This window comes from Kriegella aquimaris (genome assembly GCF_900103215.1).
In the GTDB taxonomy this organism is placed as follows: domain Bacteria; phylum Bacteroidota; class Bacteroidia; order Flavobacteriales; family Flavobacteriaceae; genus Kriegella; species Kriegella aquimaris.
The window spans coordinates 647,932-667,607 of sequence record NZ_FNGV01000002.1; the positions used below are offsets into that span (position 1 = coordinate 647,932).

Here is a 19,676-nt window from a genome sequence, read left to right on the forward strand (position 1 = left end):
AAATCTTTCGGCAAAGATACGGTTTTGATCATTTTTTTGTCAAGAAGCTAAATAATAATTGCAAAAACTTAAAAGGTGGGTGGCGGGTGATATAGATTTAAAATATCATTGTAATAATAGGGTTTGAATAAACGTTGTAAGTCAAACGAATTTAAATCTGAACTTGCCACCAGACTTACACAAAACAATAATTAAAAGACATGCTCAACATTCACAATCTTTCCGTTTCTTTTGGAGGCGAATATCTTTTCGAGGAAATATCGTTTCGATTAAATGCCGGAGACCGTGTAGGGTTGATTGGTAAAAATGGTGCGGGAAAATCGACCCTTTTAAAATTGCTTACAAAAGATATGCCTCTTGATACAGGAGTCATTGCAATGGAAAAAGACGTTCAGGTCGGGTTTCTAAGGCAAGATATTGATTTTGAGCAAGGAAGATCGGTTTTGGAGGAGGCTCATCAAGCCTTCGAAGAAATCAAGGCCTTGGAACTTCAATTGGATGAAATCAATCATCAGTTGGCAGAAAGAACCGACTATGAGAGTGAAAGTTACAACCAATTAATGATCGATTTGAGTGATGTCAGTCATCGCTATGAAATTTTAGGCGGTTATAATTATCAGGGAGAAACTGAAAAGATACTCTTAGGACTTGGTTTTAGAAGAGAAGATTTTGATAAAAAAACCGATACTTTTTCCGGTGGATGGCGTATGCGTATCGAATTGGCGAAATTGCTATTGCAGAATAATGACGTTTTGCTTTTAGATGAACCGACAAACCACCTTGATATAGAATCTATTATTTGGTTAGAGCAATTTCTTAAAAACTTTCCAGGAGCTGTGGTTATCGTATCTCACGATAAGATGTTTTTGGATAATGTGACCAACCGAACAATTGAAATTTCTTTGGGCAGAATTTATGATTATAATAAACCCTACTCTAAATTTTTGATGCTTCGGGGCGAAATCAAAGAACAGCAATTAAACGCCCAAAAAAATCAAGAAAGGGAGATTCAACAAGCAGAACGCCTCATAGAAAAGTTTAGGGCAAAGTCTACAAAAGCTTCCATGGCACAATCTCTTATAAAGAAACTAGATAAGATGGAGCGCATCGAAGTGGATCAAGATGATAACGCCGCCATGAACCTTCGTTTTCCTATTTCGGTGACCCCGGGTAAAGTCGTAACTGAAATTGAGCATCTCTCTAAAAGCTATGGAGACCATAAGGTGCTCCATGCCATAGATTTGCTCATTGAGCGCAATAGTAAAACCGCTTTCGTCGGACAAAATGGTCAAGGAAAATCGACTTTGGCAAAAATTATGGTCGGCGAGTTGAATCATGAAGGGCACTTAAAATTAGGCCATAATGTTCAAATCGGGTATTTTGCCCAGAATCAGGCGGAATACTTAAATGGGGAAAAAACCATTTTGGATACTATGATAGATGCTGCCAATGAAAAAAATAGGAGCAAGGTTAGAGATATTTTAGGATCTTTTCTTTTTAAGGGTGATGAGGTAGAGAAGTATGTTAAAGTGCTTTCAGGTGGTGAGCGAAACAGATTGGCGTTGGCAAAAATGCTTTTGCAGCCCTTCAATGTTTTGGTTATGGATGAACCTACCAACCATCTTGATATTCAGTCCAAGAACGTACTAAAAAAAGCACTGCAGAATTTTGAAGGTACTTTAATCTTAGTTTCTCACGATAGGGATTTCTTACAGGGTCTTACCAATAAAGTTTATGAATTTAAGGATTGTAAAATCAAAGAATATCTAGGTGATATTGACTATTATCTAGAACAACGCAAAGTCGATGATTTTAGGGCTATCGAAAAGAAGAAAATAGATACGGGCAAGAAAGAAAAGCCAGTAAAGAATAAGGTAAGTTTTGAAGACCAGAAAAGATTAAAGTCGCTGAAGAACAAACTTAGTTCTGTCGAAAGTTCTATCGCAACATTAGAAAAGGAAATTGCCGAGATTGATCACCAATTGCTAATGGACTATGATGCAACCATTGCCATACCAGGTTTTTTCGACAAATATCAAAATAAGAAGAAAATATTGGAAGATCAGATGAAAAATTGGGAAGAGATTACCATGAGTTTGGAGGATATGACTTCCTAATTCCTTGGAGATTACATATCTTTTTTTGTCAAACCACATCAATTTAACCTTTCACAACATTATAGGGCTGTTCACCGATAATTTTTTCGTTTAAAGGGGTTTTATTGTTACTTTGTAGGTAAATTCTTTAAGTGATTAACTATAATCTAAAGTAACCTAACTATCTATGAAAAAGCTTGTTTATTTTCTGATGTTGACTATAATGGCCGGAAATCAGGTTTTTGCCCAAGTTCCCAATAAAGAGAAAAAAGCGTTAATCGAGTTTTATGACGCCACTAATGGGAAAGACTGGGTGCAAATTTGGAATCTTGATGAGCCAGTATCGACTTGGTATGGTGTCACCGTAGCGAACGGTCATGTCTCACAGATAAATTTGTTTAGAAATAATTTGGTGGGCTTTGTGCCAGAAAGCATAGGTCGGCTTGAACAGCTTGAGATTCTCAATTTGGCATTTAATTCTATTTCAGGTGAACTTCCGAAAGATTTGGTGAAGCTGAAAGATTTAAAAGTGATGCGGTTGGAAATGAATCGTTTAAAAGGCTCACTTCCTGAGGCTTTAGGTAAAATGGAGAAATTGGAAGAGCTTGTAATGTTCAATAATCTTCTAACAGGAAGTATCCCAGAAAGTATTGGAAACTTGGTTAATTTGAGAGTTCTTAATCTATCAAGTAACTTGCTTAAAGGTATCATACCGGGTTCATTAGGTAATTTGGTGCATTTGCAAAGTTTGGGTCTTTTTGAAAATAATCTGGAAGGCGCCATACCTACGGAGGTGGGTAACCTTACAGCATTAAGGGAATTGGTTTTGGCCAATAACCAATTAGAAGGTGATATCCCTACAGAGTTTGGGCAATTGGCGAGCCTACGAATTTTGCAGATACAGAACAACAAGTTTAATTCTTTCAAAAGTTTGCAATCGATGGATGAAGCGCGATTCACGGTATTCGATTATGATAAAAAAGATGACAAGCAAAACTTTAAAGATGTTAACTTCAGCAGAACAAGAATGGCCGATACGAAGTTTGAAGATGATAATGATGAGTAGCCAATAATTTGAAAATTTTATCAGTTTGATAATTAATGAAAGGGATGCATATTGTATCCCTTTTTTGTTTCCTTTAGTGAATACACCTAGGTCGGTTTGGGGCTATTGAATTGATTTTCAAAGTTTAAAAGAGATTGCTTGTCCGAAGGGTATAGCTTTCAATTCTGGTGAGGTTTATTTTATAATCTAAGAGATGCGCTGTCTTCTTAAACCAATAAATATTATTTAGGATATATTTAACAAAACTCGCTTAAACTAATAGATAGTTTTGCAGTCTAACGACCAATCAACTTTCATGGATACAAGAAAAATAATCCTTTCAATTTTAGGAGTGTTATTGATAGGGGCTTCCATCTATGGGGCAATGGCTATTGTAAATAGCAAAAAAACACTAAAACCGCGTCCTGAGAAGGTAGTAAAAACAGTTTTTGTCGACACTGTGCAAAACGGTACAGTTTCAATAGTCGTTCCTGCCAATGGAAATCTAATGGCTAAACAGCGTGTTGAATTGTATGCAGAGGTTCAAGGCGTGTTCAGAAGTGGTACCAAGCTTTTTAAAGCGGGTCAGGTGTACGACCGAGGTGAGACCATTATTCGAATTGACGCCTCTGAGTATGCTGCTAGTGTGCAATCGGCGAAAAGTACGTTGTACAATTTAATCACCTCTATAATGCCCGATTTACGGCTCGACTATCCAGAGGTGTTTTCAAAGTGGCAAGATTATCTCAATGGTTTTGATATTAATGGAAGTACGCCTCCTTTACCAGAAATGACTTCTGAAAAGGAAAAATATTTTATTTCGGGTCGTGGTATACTGACCAATTACTACAACATTAAGAACCTAGAGCAGCGGTTATCTAAATACCGTATTTCTGCCCCTTTTAAAGGTGTGCTTGCAGAAGCTTTAGTTACTGAAGGAACCTTGATTAGGGTAGGTCAAAAATTAGGTGAATTCATTAATACGGGTGTTTACGAGTTAGAGGTTGCCGTGAGCAAAACATACAGCGATTTGTTAAAGGTTGGCGAAACGGTCGACCTAGTCAACTTAAACGGAACAAAGAAGTATACAGGGAAAGTGGCGCGTATCAATGGAAGGGTCGATCAGGGCTCTCAAACAATAAAGGCCTTCATAGAAGTTGAAGACGAAGGTTTAAGGGAGGGTATGTACTTAGAGGCTCATTTGAATGCCAAAGAAGAAAACGACGCGATTGAGGTAGATCGCGGGTTATTATTGGAAAACGACAAAATTTTTGTCGTACGTGATACCATTTTAGATATCATAGATGTGAAACCGGTATATTTTTCTGATAGAAAGGTAGTACTGAAAAATATACCCGATGGAATTACTATTGTTTCAAAACCAGTAGTAGGCGCCTATGCCGGAATGCTGGTCAAGGTTTTTGATGAGAGTAACGCAAAGATCAAAGAATAATGAGGAATATCATCTCTTATTTTATAAAGTATCATGTAGCCGTAGACGTCTTTGTTTTTACTTTCATGATTTTCGGTATAGTCGGGGCATTATCTTTAAAATCCAGCTATTTTCCACTTACTGACTCTAAGAATATAACAATTGCTATTGCATACCCAGGGGCTTCCCCGCAAGAGGTAGAAGAGGGTATTGTGCTGCAGATTGAAGATAATTTAAAAGGCCTTGAGGGTGTTGATCGTGTTACATCGACAGCTCGTGAGAACAGTGGTATTATCAATGTAGAAATCGAAAAAGGGCGTGATATAGACTTTATGCTCTTGGAAGTCAAGAATGCAGTAGATAGAGTACCTACATTTCCAACAGGAATGGAACCGTTGATTGTTTCGAAATTGGATGTTGTTCGAGAAACTATAACTTTTGCCATAAGCGGTGAGAACATACCCCTGGCTACTTTAAAGCAAATAGGTAGGCAAGTCGAGAACGAGCTTCGTACGATAGATGGTATTTCACAAATAGAAATGAGTGGTTATCCCTTGGAGGAAATAGAGATAGCCGTTAACGAAAACAGCCTGCTAGCCTATAATATTACTTTTAGCGAAGTCTCACAAGCCGTGGCAAATGCAAATATCTTGGTTACGGGCGGTAACATAAAAACCGACGCAGAAGAATACTTGATTAGAGCAAATAATAGGTCTTACTATGGCGATGAGCTATCTAATATGGTGGTCAGGGCAGACCCATCAGGTAGAACGATAAGGTTGAAAGATGTTGCAGTGATACGCGATCGTTTCCAAGAATCACCTAATGCCTCTTATTTTGATGGTAATCTTTCGGTAAGCGCTTCCATTACAAGTACAAATACCGAAGACCTTCTTGGTTCAGCAGAAAAAGTAAAGGAGTATATAGAAGATTTCAATCACAAGCATAATAATATAAAACTGCACGTTGTAAGTGATCGCAGTATCACACTTAACCAACGGACACAACTACTTACCGAAAATGCCATTGTGGGTATGATTTTGGTACTTATATTTTTATCCCTGTTTTTGAATACACGTCTGGCCTTTTGGGTAGCATTTGGTTTGCCAATTTCCTTTTTGGGGATGTTTATTTTTGCAGGATTTTTTGACGTCACCATCAACGTGCTGTCGCTTTTTGGTATGATTATCGTTATCGGTATTCTGGTAGATGATGGTATCGTGATTGCGGAGAATATTTACCAGCATTACGAAAAAGGAAAATCACCTATACAGGCGGCTATTGATGGTACTATGGAGGTCATTCCTCCTATTGTTTCGGCAATTATTACCACCATTCTAGCCTTTTCCATATTTCTATTTTTAGATGGAAGGATAGGGGAGTTCTTTAGTGAGGTGTCCGTAATCGTTATACTGACATTGGCAGTTTCTTTAATTGAAGCATTGATTATTCTTCCCGCTCATTTGGCACATTCAAAAGCATTGAAGACCATAGATAAGAAACCTAAAACAGCTGCTGGTAAAGCTTTTGCCAAGTTAAGGGTCATCAACGAAATGGGTGACCGTTTTATGGTTTGGATGCGGGATAAGTTATACAGTCCTGCTCTGCGTTTCGGACTGCGTTATAAAGTGCTCATGTTCGCCTTTTTCGTAATGGCTTTGGTGCTTACTCTGGGCTCTGTTGGAGGAGGGGTGGTTAGAACGGCATTTTTTCCAAGAGTAGCAAGTGACCGAGTTTCGGTAGATCTGCTGATGCCTAACGGAACCAATGAAAAGGTGACAGATTCTATTATTTCATTAATTGAAGAGAAATCTATTATAGTAAACCAAGAGCTTACTGAAAAGTACTTGAAAGGAACTGGTAAAAAACTATTTGAAAATACCATCAAAAAAATTGGTCCGGGTTCTTCTGCAGCCTCGTTGGATATTAACCTATTGCCAGGTGAAGAAAGACCGGATGTTATTAGTTCAGATTTGGTCACCAATAGGCTTCAAGAGTTGATGGGCCCAGTGATTGGGGTAGAAAGTCTTATCTATGGTTCTGGAGGTAATTTTGGGGGTAGTCCGGTGTCGGTTTCCCTTCTAGGCAATAATATTACCGAATTAAAAGCGGCCAAAAAGGAGCTAAAATCTGAACTTGAGAATAATGCACTACTTAAAGATGTAGCGGATAATGACCCTGCTGGTATCAAGGAAATTAGGCTTGAACTAAAAGAGAATGCCTATTTATTGGGTCTTGACCTTCGTACGGTAATGAATCAGGTTAGAGCAGGGTTTTTTGGTTCGCAGGCGCAGCGTTTTCAGAGAGGTCAAGATGAAATTAAGGTATGGGTAAGATATGATCGAGAGAATCGATCTTCAATTGCCAATTTGGATGAAATGCGTATTGAAACGCCAGACGGAAACAAGGTGCCTTTTAAGGAAATAGCGAGCTATGTAATCGAAAGAGGAGATGTTGCTATAAACCATCTTTTAGGACAACGTGAGATTCAAGTTTCGGCAGATATCAAGAATGAAAAAACGACAAGTGCTACGGATATCATGACTGAGATCCGCACTGTGATAATGCCTGAAATCCAATCAAAATATCCCACGGTAACGGCTTCATATGAAGGCCAAAACAGAGAGGCTAATAAAATGACTAGTTCTATACGCGTGGTTGGGTTAACCGTATTGTTGTTAATTTATATCACTATCGCGTTTACATTCCGAAGTTTCAGTCAGCCATTGTTACTTATTTTATTGGTGCCGTTTAGTTTAACAGCGGTAGCTTGGGGCCACTGGATTCATGGTTTTCCGGTCAACATTCTATCTATGTTGGGTATCATCGCCCTAGTGGGTATTATGGTGAATGATGGTCTCGTTCTCATTAGTAAGTTTAATGGAAACCTGCGTAACGGAATGAAGTTTGACGATGCCATTTTTGAGGCCGGTCGTTCTCGTTTCAGAGCCATATTTTTGACTTCTATAACCACCATTGCAGGTTTGGCACCACTATTATTGGAAAGAAGTAGACAAGCACAATTTTTGAAGCCTATGGCCATATCCATTGCGTATGGAATTGCTTTTGCCACAGTTCTTACGTTGTTATTATTGCCTATATTCTTGGCATTTAGCAATAGAATAAAAGTTACTACTAAATGGTTGAAAACGGGTGACGATGTCACTAAGGAAGAAGTCGAACGTGCCATAAAAGAACAAAAGGAGGAGCAACATATGCATGATAGACCGGCACAGACTTTAAATGGAGCTTCGGTGAAATTGAACGAGCCGGCCAAAAAAATGGAAAGTAAAGAATAGTCCTAAGAATGAAGAGAATACTTATAAGTGGCCTATTGTTAATGGTCTTTGGAAGTCTTTTTGCCCAAGAAAATTTATTGTCAAAAGAAGAGGCCGTAAAATTGGCGCTCGAAAATAACTTCGGTATCAAGATCGCAGAAAATCAGGTGGCGATTGCCGATAACAATCAAAGTCTGTTGAACTCTGGCTATTTGCCAAGTCTAACCGGCACTGCAGGGGCGAACTACAATGAGTTGAATAGTACGACCGGCTATCCGGGCCAATTTGATTCTGATGGTCAGGCTCGACCAGATCTTGAAATCAATCATGCCGAATCACAGTCCTATAATGCAGGCTTGAATGTGGGGTATACCATCTTCGATGGCATGGGTCGATTTTACAATTATAAGAGACTGAAAGAACAATACGCTTTAAGTGAGCTACAGGCTAGGGAAACCATAGAAAATACCTTACTTCAACTATTCAGTGTTTATTTTGAGGTTGCACGACTTTCGGAAAACCAAAATGTGTTGCAACAGGCCCTTGAAATTTCAACTGATCGGATAAAGAGGGCAGAATATTCTTTTGAATATGGGCAAAACACCAAGCTTGATATTCTGAACGCCCAAGTAGATGTAACCAACGATAGCATTAACCTTTTGAATACACAACAACAATTGATGAATACCAAGCGTGATTTAAATGTGGTTTTGAATCAAAATCTCGATGCGGTCTACGAAGTCGATACCTTGATTCGCTTTATCCCCAGGCTACAATTGGATGAATTGGTGACACAGTCTAAAGAGAACAATGTCGCCATTCTCCAAACACGACGTAATATGGCTATCAATGATTATGATATTAAGGTTAATCAATCGGGATATTTGCCCACGGTCGGTTTAAATGGTTCTTATGGTTGGAATTTAAATCAAAGTGCGGCTTCTTCCTTTATTCCTGGACAGGTTATTCCTGGAAGTAATAGAAATACCCTAAATTTTGGATTGGGCGCCAGCCTAACTTGGAATCTCTTTGATGGGGGCGGAACCTCCGTGCGTGTAAAGAATGCGAAAATTGCTTATGCAAACCAAGAACTATTTCAGAAGCAAGTGTCCTTAGAGGTAGATAGAGATATTGCCAATGCACTGGCCATCTATGAAAACCGGTTGACTATCTTCGAGATACAAGAGCAGAATGTGCTGACCAATCAAAATAATTTTGAACGTTCAAGAGAGCAATTTCAATTGGGTCGTATTACTTCCATTGAATTTCGGCAGGCCCAAATCAATTTGTTAAACGCCCAGACAAATAAAAATCTGGCGAAATACGACGCAAAATTGGCAGAACTTCAATTACTACAGTTAACGGGTCAATTGCTAAACGTAGAATTATAAGACAACTTCAGACTTTAGGTCAAATGACGTTCCGCTCTCAAGAGGAACAAAATAATTGTGGTATTCTTTTTAGCTTAGATTAATAGATGAAATCGCTGGATCTTACGGGGCATGTCACGTGATGTTTTTTGTAATCGATTGCATTGAATTATACTATTAGGCAACTTTTTTGAATAAAAATTTTAATATTCTTGGTTTTTTGGCCATAAAATTTTCTTATTGTGTATTTTTTACAATTATTTTTTCTACATTCGGAATTGTTAAAAAATTAACATTTAACAAAAACTAACAAATTAACTTTAACTCAAACACATGCTAAGAAGAAAAATTACTTTTCTGCTGATGGCTTTTTCTATGCTATCATTTAACGCAATATTGGGGCAAGTGACCGGTACCGTAACTGACGGTAGCGGTGTTCCTTTGCCGGGTGCCAGTATTGTCGTAAAGGGAACCACCGTTGGAACTGTAGCCGATTTTGATGGAAATTATGCCATTAATGTCGATGCGAATGGAGTGCTAATTTACAGTTATATAGGCTTTAAGCCCATGGAAATTGCTGTAAATGGAAGGTCTACTGTAAACGCTTCGTTAGAAACCGATACCGGTTTGCTTGACGAAGTGGTAGTGGTGGGTTATGGTACCCAAAAGAAAGGCGAAGTTACGGCCGCAATCGCCTCTGTGCAAGCTGAACAACTAGGTATAGTTCAGACATCAAGTACTATTGACGCTGTTAAAGGCCAGATTTCAGGGGTCGATATTCAGTCTGGTGGTGGCCGGCCTGGACAAACCTCCAGTGTTCGAATTAGAGGTCGGCGTTCTATAACGGCTTCCAATGATCCACTTTACGTGGTCGATGGTATTCCATTAATCGATGGTTCCGAATCGATGTCTGATATCAATCCGCAAGATATTGCTTCCATGCAAATATTGAAAGATGCCGCCGCAACGGCTGTATACGGCTCTAGAGGTGCTAACGGTGTTATTCTGGTTACAACCAACCGTGGTAGAGTGGGTAAAACGCAGGTGCGATACAGTAGTCAAATCGGTTTGACTTCTGCAACCAGATTGGTCGATATGATGAATGGAGAAGAATATGCCGCTTTGAAAAGGGAGGCGAGGCGTTCTTCTTGGAATGGTACCATTCCGCCAGATGCCGATGTATTTTTTGACCCTATCGAATTAGTATCATTGGAAGAGGGGCGTTCAACCGATTGGCTTGATTTAGTAGTTGGAAACGGGTATCAGACCAATCACCAGTTAGGTGTAAGCGGGGGCTCAGAGAATACCACCTTTAATTCATCTTTGGGATACTTTAAAGAACAAGGTATTATCAGCAACCAAGATTACGAAAGATTTACAGGGAGGATTAATGTAGATCACCGTATAAACGATATCTTCAAAATCGGCGCTTCTTTTATGATTTCAAATTCGGTCCAGAATTGGGGCTCGAATGCTACCATTGGAGAAGCTTTGGCGAATAATCCATTAGGTGTTCCGTACGATGCGGAAGGTGAGCTTTTATTTCTGCCAACGAACGATGGTATACGAACCAACCCATTAAATGAATTGGTTGACGGAGCTTATATTGACGAAAGAAAATGGACACGTATTTTCGCACCCGTGTTTTTAGATATCAATATTACTGACGGACTACAATGGAGAACCTTATTTGGCCCTGATATTCGATTGGGTAGACGAGGACAGTTTAGGGGTAGTTTGACCAATGACAATCGTGGTGGACCAGGTGATGCCTCTATCGAACGGATTGATAATTTTGCATATACCTTGGAAAACTTGTTGACCTACGATAAGTCGATCAATGCAAACCATAATTTAAAGGTGACGTTACTCCAGAGTATACAGAACTCTCGCACAGAATACTCACTGGCGTCGGTAACCGGCATACCTTATGAATCACAATCCTTTTATAATTTAGGTTCTGCGGATAATAGTCTTGCCGAATCAAGATTGACAGAATGGACGTTGACCTCTTTTATGGGGCGGTTGAACTATGACATCGCTGGCAAATATTTGTTTCAGGCCTCGTTACGTGCAGATGGCTCTTCGAGGTTGGCAGAAGGTAATATATGGAATTATTTCCCGGGTTTTTCTGCTGGATGGAGAATATCTGAAGAATCCTTTTTGAAAGAATCGTCTGTTTCTCAATTAATGCTTAGGGCTTCTTATGGAGAGGTAGGAAATACCTCTGTTGCTCCATATCAAACGGCAGGTAGGTTGGCACCTTCCACCTACGCATGGGGAGAAGCTAATGCGCTGGGTAGAGCTCTTTTTGAAATACCCAATGCTGATTTAGGTTGGGAAGTATCCAAAACATTGGATATAGGTCTTGATTTTGGCCTTTTCAATGGCCGTGTGACTGGGGCTATAGATTGGTTCCGAACGAATACGGTAGACATCCTTTTGAACAGAAGTCTCCCATATACTTCGGGCTATGAGAGTATTCTTCAGAATATAGGAGCTACCCGTACACAAGGATTGGAATTTGCCATTAACACCAAAATTTTTGATAACCCAGATGGCTTTTCATGGAATATGGATTTCAACATTGCGGGCTATAGGGAGGAAATTGTAGAATTGGCACTCAAAGATGAAAATGGAAATTCAATTGATGACGTTGGTAATGGATGGTTTATCGGTCAACCAATCGAGGTGATTTATGACTATGAGAAAATCGGTATTTACCAAGCCGATGAGGCTGCCCTGGCCGAATCACAAGAGAATAAAGTGCCCGGCGAGATTCGCCTCAATGATGTCGATGGTGATGGTTTAATTACACCAAGCGATAGAAAAATTCAGGGTACTGATACACCTGATTATTACGGGGGTTTAAACAATAAATTTTCGTATAAAGGTTTAGAATTGGGCGTTTTCTTTTATTTCCGCCAAGGACAGACAGTCACCTCTAATTTTCATGGTGGTAACAACTCCTTATTCGCCAGATACAATAACCTGGATGTCGATTACTGGACGATTGATAACCCGACCAACGCCAACCCAAGACCGGACGAGAATCAGGAAAGCCCAAGGGATGGATCTACTTTGAGATACTTTGATAGTAGTTTTATTAAGCTAAGAAATATTTCCTTGGCTTATAGCCTGCCTAAATCGTTTGCCGAGAAATTGGGAATGGAAGAATTAAAGTTGAGCCTTTCGGGTCAAAATCTTTGGTTCATTACAGATTATGAAACCTTTGACCCTGAGGTCGCTGAGAACGATAATTCTGCAGGTTCTTTGGGCAGTGGCGTAGTGCCCAGCAATAAAATGTATTCTTTATCACTAAAGGCTAGATTTTAATCATGGATACATCTAAAAAAAATAATTTTAATATTATGAAAAGAAGAATATACGTTATTTGGTTTTTGGCCCTAGGGCTTCTAATCTACTCGTGCGATGATGCTCTTGAAGAAGTGTTGGTGACCGATGTTTCGGCAGCTTCGTACTATACCACGGAAAAAGGTTTAGATGATGCGGTCAATGCAACCTATTCCTTTTTAAAACCGTTTTACGGCCAGGAAATAGGTTTTACAATGACCGTTTTTGGAACGGATACCTATAACAACGGAGCGGATGGCAGTCACAAGTTTTTTAACTTTTATGATACCAGCTTGAATGCATCGGCCTCAATGGCAAGGGATGCTTGGCAAACTTGGTACCGCGGTATCAATCAGGCTAATGGAGTTATCAATCGTTCTGCGGCGGTTGATATGGACGAAGCGGAAAAAACTGTCCGCTTGGCAGAGGTTCGCTTTTTAAGGGCATTATATTATTTTAATATCGTCAAGACCTACGGTGATGCTCACCTTTCCTTGGAAGAAACTGAGGGTATAGAAATAGAAGCAAACAAAACTGCGAAGGCAGAAATTTATGCACAAGCAATTGTGCCCGATCTTGAATTTGCAATTTCTACCCTTCCGGCTGAACAGAGTGATTATGGTCGTGCTACAAAGCCTGCTGCAGAATTTCTGTTAGGCAAAGTGTTATTGACACGTAGCTATACCTCTTTTGCCGAGGGAAATGATGCTTCAATGGCAGAAACATTATTTGGAAATGTAATTAATAACTATGGCTTCGCTTTGTTGGATAATTATGCAGATATATTTGACATTTCAAATCAAGAAAACAGCGAAATGGTTTTTGTTATTCCCAATTCTAAATCACAGGTAGATAGTGGTATAGATGATTATGGACATAGGGGCCATCTGTATTTTTTACAGGAATATGACGTTCGCCGGGGTATGACGAGGGATATTGCCAATGGTAGGCCATGGAAGCGGTTTCGGCCCACCGATTTTACATTAGAGTTGTGGGATAGGGATGTCGATACACGATATGACGCATCATTTAAACATGTTTGGTATGCTAATAAAGATGAGCCGGCTACTGAAGCGACCGCTGAAGAACCTGCAAGGGCCGCTTTGGCTATAGGTGATACCGCTATCTTTATCCCTGGTCCGATGCGAAACGATTTGTGGCCGCAATCCCGACAAGATACGAAGCCCTATATTGTAATAACTGATGATGAGTATTCTGAAAGGTTGTTTCCTTCTCTGAATAAATGGATTGATCCAACGAGGCCTGACCGTCAAAAAACACAAGGTCAACGCGATTATATGTTAATGCGTTTAGCTGATGCCTATTTGTTGCGTGCAGAGGCAAAACTTCAGCAAGATAATCCTTCTGGTGCCGCTGATGATATCAATGTGATTAGAACGAGAGCTGCAGTGCCAGGCCAAGAGGCCGCTGTTCAAATTACTGGAGGTGATGTTGATCTTGATTTTTTACTGGATGAAAGAGCACGTGAGTTGCTAGGAGAAGGATGGCGCTGGTGGGATTTGACCCGTACCGGAAAATTGGTAGAGCGTGTTAGGCTACATAATCCTACAGCTTCGCCGAACATTCAAGACTATCATATTTTGAGACCGATTCCACAGGAGCAGATAGATAGAACAGTGGGTGGTTATGCACAAAATCCGGGATATCCACAGTAAGAATAATTATTTAATTAATAAACCGAGGGCCGATACCATAGTATTGGCCCTTGTTTTTTATATTTTTGGAGGTAGCTAATATTGTAAAATGGAAAAAATAGGTTTCGGCATAATTGGTACAGGTTCAATTGTAAACACGTATGTAAAATGCATTAATGAGTTGAATCAGGCCAAGCTCGTTGCCCTTTATACAAAATCAAGCCAAAGAATAGATAGCGCACAGAAAGAATTCGGAGTCTCGGTTTTTGATGATATGGACCGATTTCTCAAACAATCGGATATTGACATCGTCTGCGTCTGCAATGAAAGTGGTAACCACGGGGAGGCAATTAAAGCCGCTGCAAAAGCAGGCAAGCACGTACTTTCTGAAAAACCTTTAGAGGTTTCGTTAGAGAAAATTGATGCGGTCATCGCGGTTTGTGAACAACATAAAGTAAAGTTGGGTTGCACGCTACAGAATCGATGTAGTCCTGAATATGTCGAACTTTACAATGCGGTGGACCAGGGTAAGCTCGGTAAATTATTGATGGGTAATGCGCATATCAATTGGTATCGCCCAACCGAATATTATAAAAACAATCCGTGGCGGGGCACTATGCAATTAGATGGCGGTGCCGCATTCATGAATCAGGGAGTTCATACTATCGATTTATTATTGAATGTAATGGGTTCGGTCAGTTCGGTCTTCGGAAATGTAAAGACGCTCGTGCATGATATTGAGGGGGAAGATGTTGGTTCGGCGATACTTTCGTTTGCCAACGGAGCAATAGGCACTATCACGGGAGGTACGGCACTCTATCCGGGATATCCTGAAAAATTGGAAGTTTACGGTGAGAAAGGCAGTATTCTTATGGAAGGTGGAAAAATTGTGCAATGGAACGTCAAGGGACTTCCCAGGCCTTCATCGACTCCCAATGAGGAAATGGGTAGCGGTGCAAGCGACCCGACGGCTATTACGCATCTAAACCATAAAAAGGTTATTCAAGATATGATAACGTCAGTTATGGAGAATCGATCACCAATGGTCGATGGTCCCGAGGCGCGAAAAGCGGTCGAAGTCATTACTTCCATTTACAAATCGTCAGACGAAACTCGTGTTGTTTTTTTATAAATGGAGGAAGTATCGTCGAATTTAAAAGTGACGAATAATTTGTGATATAACTCATGTACGAACACTTTTTTCAATGCCCATATTGCTGGGAAGAAATATCAATGTTACTTGACCCTTCCGTTTCTGAACAAACGTATGTTGAAGATTGCGAAGTATGCTGTAACCCTATTTCGGTAACTCCTAAATTTGAAAATAATGAATTGGTCGCATTTGAGGCTACCGATATAGAGCAATAAAGATTTTTATTGTCAGGTGTTCAAAAACTTACCATTTCAAATTTGAAATTTGACTTTTGAACTTCGGTTTTAGATTGGGTCAAGTGAGATGCCTTAATCTACGACCTCTATTTTTCCTCCGAATACTTTGTCCTTTTCTATCTGTTTCGGATTGCCGTAGATATAGATAGATCCACCGGCACGAACCTTGGCCTCAACACTTTCTGATGCTTTTACATCGGCCCTTCCGCCAGCGTTTACGGTTACCTTTGTGGTTTCTGTATTTAACGCTTCATTATACACCTTTCCACCAGTATTCACCAAGACCTCTTGCACTTTGGCGTTTCCCGTCAAGGTAATTTCTCCACCGGAAATCGATTTTGAGTAAAGATCTTTAATATCAACCTTTAAATCAATTTTTCCGCCTTCCTGTGTTTTTATTTCGACGCGTTCCCCTTTAATGGTTTCTTTTGAGTTTATTTTGGCATTCTCGTTGGCGTCTAGAAGCTTAAGCGTTTCTGAATAGTACAGAGTGGCTTTGGCTTCGTCCCCATCCATGAAATTATCGAATTCCATACGCACTTTTAACAGCCCGTTTTTATTCGAGATGTTCACTTCATCTTTGTCGTCTCCGGTGATTTCCAATCTATTTTCATTACTTTTTATCAAAGTGACAATAATGCGGTCATACACTTTGATTTCTGTAAATTTTTCCAGTTCCTTAATATTTCTTTTTTGTGCTAATAAGAAAATTGGAGAAACGACTGCTATAAATAAAAGAAGGAATTTTTTCATTTTTTGGCTTATGTATTAATGGGTCGCTAAGTTCCGATTACCAGAATTAGCACATCAAAAGTACTATATTTTCCTAAAAATCAATATTTGAAGGTTAAACTTCATATGTAACAAAAATAGGGTGCGGAAACAAAAAAGTTTTTGCAATGCATAAAGAATCCATATCTTGGGATGCAAATTAAAATATCGGAAATGAAGCATCGTATGGGTAAAGAATTAAAGGGTTTTTTCTGTTGGTTTTTTGTAGTGGGGCTTTTGCTGGTTTCCTGTAAATCGGCAAAACCGGCAACAGCTGAAAATGAGAAGGATGTAGTAGCGAAAGAACAGTCGCAACCTGCTAGTTTCACCCAACAAATACCGGGAACGGATGTTTCATTTGAAATGGTTGGTATTCCTAAGGGAAGTTTTAAAATGGGAAGCCCAGAATCGGAAGCGGATAGAAAAGCGGATGAGGGTCCTCAAAGAGAAGTTGAGCTAGATGCTTTTTATATGGGTAAGTATGAACTTACTTGGGAGATTTTCGAACTTTTCTTCAAACAGAACCAAGAGCTTTTTGTAAAGCTCGAAAATGATAAGGTAATGAAAATCGATGCCATAACAAGGCCAAGCCCCCCATACGAAGATCCTTCATATGGTATGGGTAAAGAAGGGTTTCCTGCGGTGAGCATGTCTGCCTATTCTGCATTGGTTTTCTGCAAGTGGTTGAGTACGGTGACCGGAAGGTTCTACAGGTTGCCAACCGAGGCCGAATGGGAGTATGCTGCCAGGGCAGGTACAAATGAGGCCTATAGCTTTGGTGACACCACCGTTGATTTAGACGCCTATGCGGTCTATTATAAAAATGCTGATGGTAAATATGCAAAGGTCGGCACGAAAAAACCCAATCCATGGGGACTTTATGACATGCATGGAAATGCCGCAGAATGGACTTTGGACGAATATAAGGAAGATGCCTATGCAACTTTGGAAAACAAAAATCCATGGTTGACCCCAAAGGTAATTCATCCCCGCGTATACCGTGGTGGTTCTTGGGACGACGATGCCAAGATGCTTCGTTCGGCGTCAAGATCGGCATCAAGTTTGAAATTGCAAAAACGCGACCCACAGATTCCGAAAAGTTTTTGGTGGTTCACTGATTCTAATTTTGTCGGATTTCGGTTGGTAAGTCCTGATCCACAACCTAGTGCTGAGGAACAAGCAAAATTTTGGCAGACCGTATTAGACGAATAGGGTCTATAGATAAAAGATGGAAATCCAAGAATTAAAAATTTTCTCGCAAAATATAAATGAGCAAGAAAGTTTCTATTCAGATGTATTGGGTTTCGATTGTATACGGACTTCAGCTTCAACCTTGGAGGTAATTACCAAAGAAAACAAGTTGATATTTGAAAAGTCTGACAGCATGTCTTACTATCATTTTGCCTTTCTAATACCTCCAAAATCCTTAGAATCGGCAATAGCTTATGTAGAGGATCGATCTGTCGAATTGTTGAGATTGAAGAACGATAAAGTTATTTATTTTGATTCCGGCAAGGCCATTTATTTCTATGATAAAGACGCGAACATTGTCGAATTTATCGAAAGACCTACGTTGAAGTATAGGTCGCAACATTCATTTTCGGCCGACAGTATTATTAAAGTAAATGAAATAGGCCTTCCTGTTAAAAACCCACTTCAAGTTGCTGGAAGATTGGTGGCGGAGTTTAATGTTGAGCCATTAAATGAAATGGAATTTAATAGCATATTTTGTTGGGCAGGAGATTACAACGGTGTGATTATTGTGGTAAAGGAAGGAAGAAATTGGTTGCCCACAGATAAGCCTGCGATAAGCAATGATTTTTCAATCTGGTACGAGGAGCAGGGAAAAGCTACTGGTTTGAAATTTGAGAATAACAAAATTATCCGATTGTCGAGATGATAGTAGGCGCACCTTTGAGATAAATAGTTTATCTGAGGTTTCAAAAGAATCCGACAATTGATAGAAATCGTTGTCTCGCAATTTTAATTAAATATAAAGTATTAGACAAATGAAAAAAGCTTTGATTTTTGTATTTCTAGGTCTGACGTTGAATGCGTTGGCACAAGATACGTACACACTTTCACCTGAGAGTACATTGAAAATTGATGGTTCTTCGACTATTCACGATTGGACGGTTACAGCCAACACATTGGCCGGAACCTTGAAAGCAACGACGGCTACCTTAAATGAGATTTCTTTTGAGGTGCCCGTTGGAGATATTATTAGTGAGCGAGGTGCGGCAATGGACAAAAAAATGCACGAAGCTTTGAGAAAAGAAGAACATCCGAAAGTGATTTTTTCTTTAAAAGATGTCAGTAATCTAGGTGGTGAGAATCAAACACTCTCTGGTATGTTGAACATTGCTGGTGTTGAAAAGGAGGTTGAAATAGATACTAAGGTGGTACAGGCAAATGGTAAATTGCAATTAAGTGGGGCCAAAGAATTGAAATTGGCCGATTTTAATATGGAGCCTCCCACGGCCATGTTCGGTTCCATTGTAGTAGGTGAAGACATCAAGGTAATCTTCGATTTATCTTTCGTTAAGGAATAAGCTCTAACTATTGATGAGCCTTTTTTGAATTTTAAATCTACTGATGTTGCAGGCTTGCACACTTTGATATGTGCTATCATCGATTTTTAGTCTTTCTGTCATCAATGACAAAACATCAGATATTATCTTCTTTTTGAAAATTAATATTTTTTTCTGCCGTGAGCTTAGCTAGTTCGCTATTATTGGCAAAATATGAATCATAAGAGTTCACAAAAGCGTTTGGGCATATCATTGGGAAATCACTAACTTTAAACCTAATAATTTTTTCATAAATGAAACAAAAGCTAGGTATATTCATCATTCTCGCAATTTTGGTCGGGGTCCTCTTTGCCATCAAGCAGGGGGCGTTCACCATCAAGAACGAGGGGTACGCGAAGGTGAAGATACCCGATGTGGTCGACTACAACTTCCATATCAAGCCTATTCTATCCGATAAGTGCTATACCTGCCATGGCCCCGATGCCAACAAGCGCAAGGCGGGCCTGAGGCTCGACCTTGAGGAGAACGCGTTTTCGGAACTGCCCGAAAGCCCGGGGAAACATGCGCTCGTTGCGGGCAGGCCGAATATGAGCATGCTCTATAAGCGGATCGTATCGGAAGATTCGGAAGAGGTCATGCCGCCCTCCGATTCACAATTGAAACTCAATCCCCATGAGAAGGAACTCATCAAGAAATGGATCAAACAAGGCGCCAAGTTCGAGAAACACTGGGCCTATATCCCTCCCGTGAAATCG

14 protein-coding genes are annotated in these 19,676 nt (G+C 39.8%); 13 read left to right on the forward strand and 1 reads right to left on the reverse strand.

Annotated features, from left to right (window positions below; translation table 11 throughout):
- The first annotated feature begins 200 nt into the window (after positions 1-200).
- From BLS33_RS07870 to BLS33_RS07910, 9 genes are all read left to right on the forward strand, one after another.
- Complete coding sequence (locus BLS33_RS07870) at positions 201-2,117, forward strand: ABC-F family ATP-binding cassette domain-containing protein (RefSeq protein WP_089887038.1); 1,917 nt, start codon at positions 201-203, stop codon at positions 2,115-2,117.
- 166 nt (positions 2,118-2,283) lie between these two features.
- Entirely contained in the window at positions 2,284-3,162 is an 879-nt protein-coding gene (locus tag BLS33_RS07875) for a leucine-rich repeat domain-containing protein (protein WP_089887040.1), read from the forward strand.
- 295 nt (positions 3,163-3,457) lie between these two features.
- Positions 3,458-4,594 (forward strand): efflux RND transporter periplasmic adaptor subunit, encoded by a 1,137-nt coding sequence (locus tag BLS33_RS07880; RefSeq protein WP_089887043.1) that lies wholly within the window; start codon positions 3,458-3,460, stop codon positions 4,592-4,594.
- Complete coding sequence (locus BLS33_RS07885) at positions 4,594-7,872, forward strand: efflux RND transporter permease subunit (RefSeq protein ID WP_089887045.1); 3,279 nt, start codon at positions 4,594-4,596, stop codon at positions 7,870-7,872. Before BLS33_RS07880 ends, BLS33_RS07885 begins: the two co-directional genes overlap by 1 nt.
- Before the next feature lie 8 nt (positions 7,873-7,880).
- Positions 7,881-9,242 (forward strand): TolC family protein, encoded by a 1,362-nt coding sequence (locus BLS33_RS07890; protein WP_089887048.1) that lies wholly within the window; start codon positions 7,881-7,883, stop codon positions 9,240-9,242.
- Between the two features lie 312 nt (positions 9,243-9,554).
- Positions 9,555-12,557, forward strand: coding sequence for a SusC/RagA family TonB-linked outer membrane protein (locus BLS33_RS07895; protein WP_089887050.1), 3,003 nt, complete (start codon positions 9,555-9,557; stop codon positions 12,555-12,557).
- A 35-nt stretch (positions 12,558-12,592) separates the two neighbouring features.
- The gene (locus tag BLS33_RS07900) at positions 12,593-14,251 is read left to right on the forward strand and encodes a RagB/SusD family nutrient uptake outer membrane protein (RefSeq protein WP_089887182.1); all 1,659 of its coding nucleotides are present in this window, start codon (positions 12,593-12,595) and stop codon (positions 14,249-14,251) included.
- Positions 14,252-14,339: 88 nt separating this feature from the next.
- Entirely contained in the window at positions 14,340-15,362 is a 1,023-nt protein-coding gene (locus BLS33_RS07905) for a Gfo/Idh/MocA family protein (protein ID WP_089887052.1), read from the forward strand.
- A 53-nt stretch (positions 15,363-15,415) separates the two neighbouring features.
- Positions 15,416-15,598, forward strand: a complete 183-nt coding sequence (locus BLS33_RS07910; RefSeq protein WP_089887055.1) for a CPXCG motif-containing cysteine-rich protein — start codon at positions 15,416-15,418, stop codon at positions 15,596-15,598.
- Between the two features lie 93 nt (positions 15,599-15,691).
- Here the strand turns inward: BLS33_RS07910 and BLS33_RS07915 are convergent, their stop codons facing one another.
- Entirely contained in the window at positions 15,692-16,372 is a 681-nt protein-coding gene (locus BLS33_RS07915) for a head GIN domain-containing protein (RefSeq protein ID WP_089887058.1), read from the reverse strand.
- A gap of 192 nt (positions 16,373-16,564) precedes the next feature.
- Here BLS33_RS07915 and BLS33_RS07920 point away from each other — a divergent pair, with 192 nt between their 5' ends.
- The 4 genes from BLS33_RS07920 to BLS33_RS07935 form a co-directional block, all read left to right on the forward strand.
- The gene (locus BLS33_RS07920) at positions 16,565-17,602 is read left to right on the forward strand and encodes a formylglycine-generating enzyme family protein (protein WP_245731326.1); all 1,038 of its coding nucleotides are present in this window, start codon (positions 16,565-16,567) and stop codon (positions 17,600-17,602) included.
- Positions 17,603-17,618: 16 nt separating this feature from the next.
- Positions 17,619-18,290, forward strand: a complete 672-nt coding sequence (locus BLS33_RS07925; protein ID WP_089887061.1) for a VOC family protein — start codon at positions 17,619-17,621, stop codon at positions 18,288-18,290.
- A gap of 109 nt (positions 18,291-18,399) precedes the next feature.
- Complete coding sequence (locus BLS33_RS07930; protein WP_089887064.1) at positions 18,400-18,942, forward strand: YceI family protein; 543 nt, start codon at positions 18,400-18,402, stop codon at positions 18,940-18,942.
- Between the two features lie 272 nt (positions 18,943-19,214).
- Positions 19,215-19,676 (forward strand): c-type cytochrome domain-containing protein (locus BLS33_RS07935; RefSeq protein ID WP_317039842.1); only part of this gene is annotated, 462 nt, incomplete at its 3' end.

Excerpts from the sequence above, each read along its gene's own strand:
- BLS33_RS07930 (WP_089887064.1), top strand. The coding sequence starts at position 18,400 with ATGAAAAAAGCTTTGATTTTTGTATTTCTAGGTCTGACGTTGAATGCG.
- BLS33_RS07915 (WP_089887058.1), bottom strand. The coding sequence starts at position 16,372 with ATGAAAAAATTCCTTCTTTTATTTATAGCAGTCGTTTCTCCAATTTTC.
- BLS33_RS07925 (WP_089887061.1), top strand. The coding sequence starts at position 17,619 with ATGGAAATCCAAGAATTAAAAATTTTCTCGCAAAATATAAATGAGCAA.
- BLS33_RS07895 (WP_089887050.1), top strand. The coding sequence starts at position 9,555 with ATGCTAAGAAGAAAAATTACTTTTCTGCTGATGGCTTTTTCTATGCTA.
- BLS33_RS07870 (WP_089887038.1), top strand. The coding sequence starts at position 201 with ATGCTCAACATTCACAATCTTTCCGTTTCTTTTGGAGGCGAATATCTT.
- BLS33_RS07920 (WP_245731326.1), top strand. The coding sequence starts at position 16,565 with ATGAAGCATCGTATGGGTAAAGAATTAAAGGGTTTTTTCTGTTGGTTT.
- BLS33_RS07910 (WP_089887055.1), top strand. The coding sequence starts at position 15,416 with ATGTACGAACACTTTTTTCAATGCCCATATTGCTGGGAAGAAATATCA.
- BLS33_RS07880 (WP_089887043.1), top strand. The coding sequence starts at position 3,458 with ATGGATACAAGAAAAATAATCCTTTCAATTTTAGGAGTGTTATTGATA.
- BLS33_RS07900 (WP_089887182.1), top strand. The coding sequence starts at position 12,593 with ATGAAAAGAAGAATATACGTTATTTGGTTTTTGGCCCTAGGGCTTCTA.
- BLS33_RS07885 (WP_089887045.1), top strand. The coding sequence starts at position 4,594 with ATGAGGAATATCATCTCTTATTTTATAAAGTATCATGTAGCCGTAGAC.
- BLS33_RS07875 (WP_089887040.1), top strand. The coding sequence starts at position 2,284 with ATGAAAAAGCTTGTTTATTTTCTGATGTTGACTATAATGGCCGGAAAT.
- BLS33_RS07890 (WP_089887048.1), top strand. The coding sequence starts at position 7,881 with ATGAAGAGAATACTTATAAGTGGCCTATTGTTAATGGTCTTTGGAAGT.
- BLS33_RS07905 (WP_089887052.1), top strand. The coding sequence starts at position 14,340 with ATGGAAAAAATAGGTTTCGGCATAATTGGTACAGGTTCAATTGTAAAC.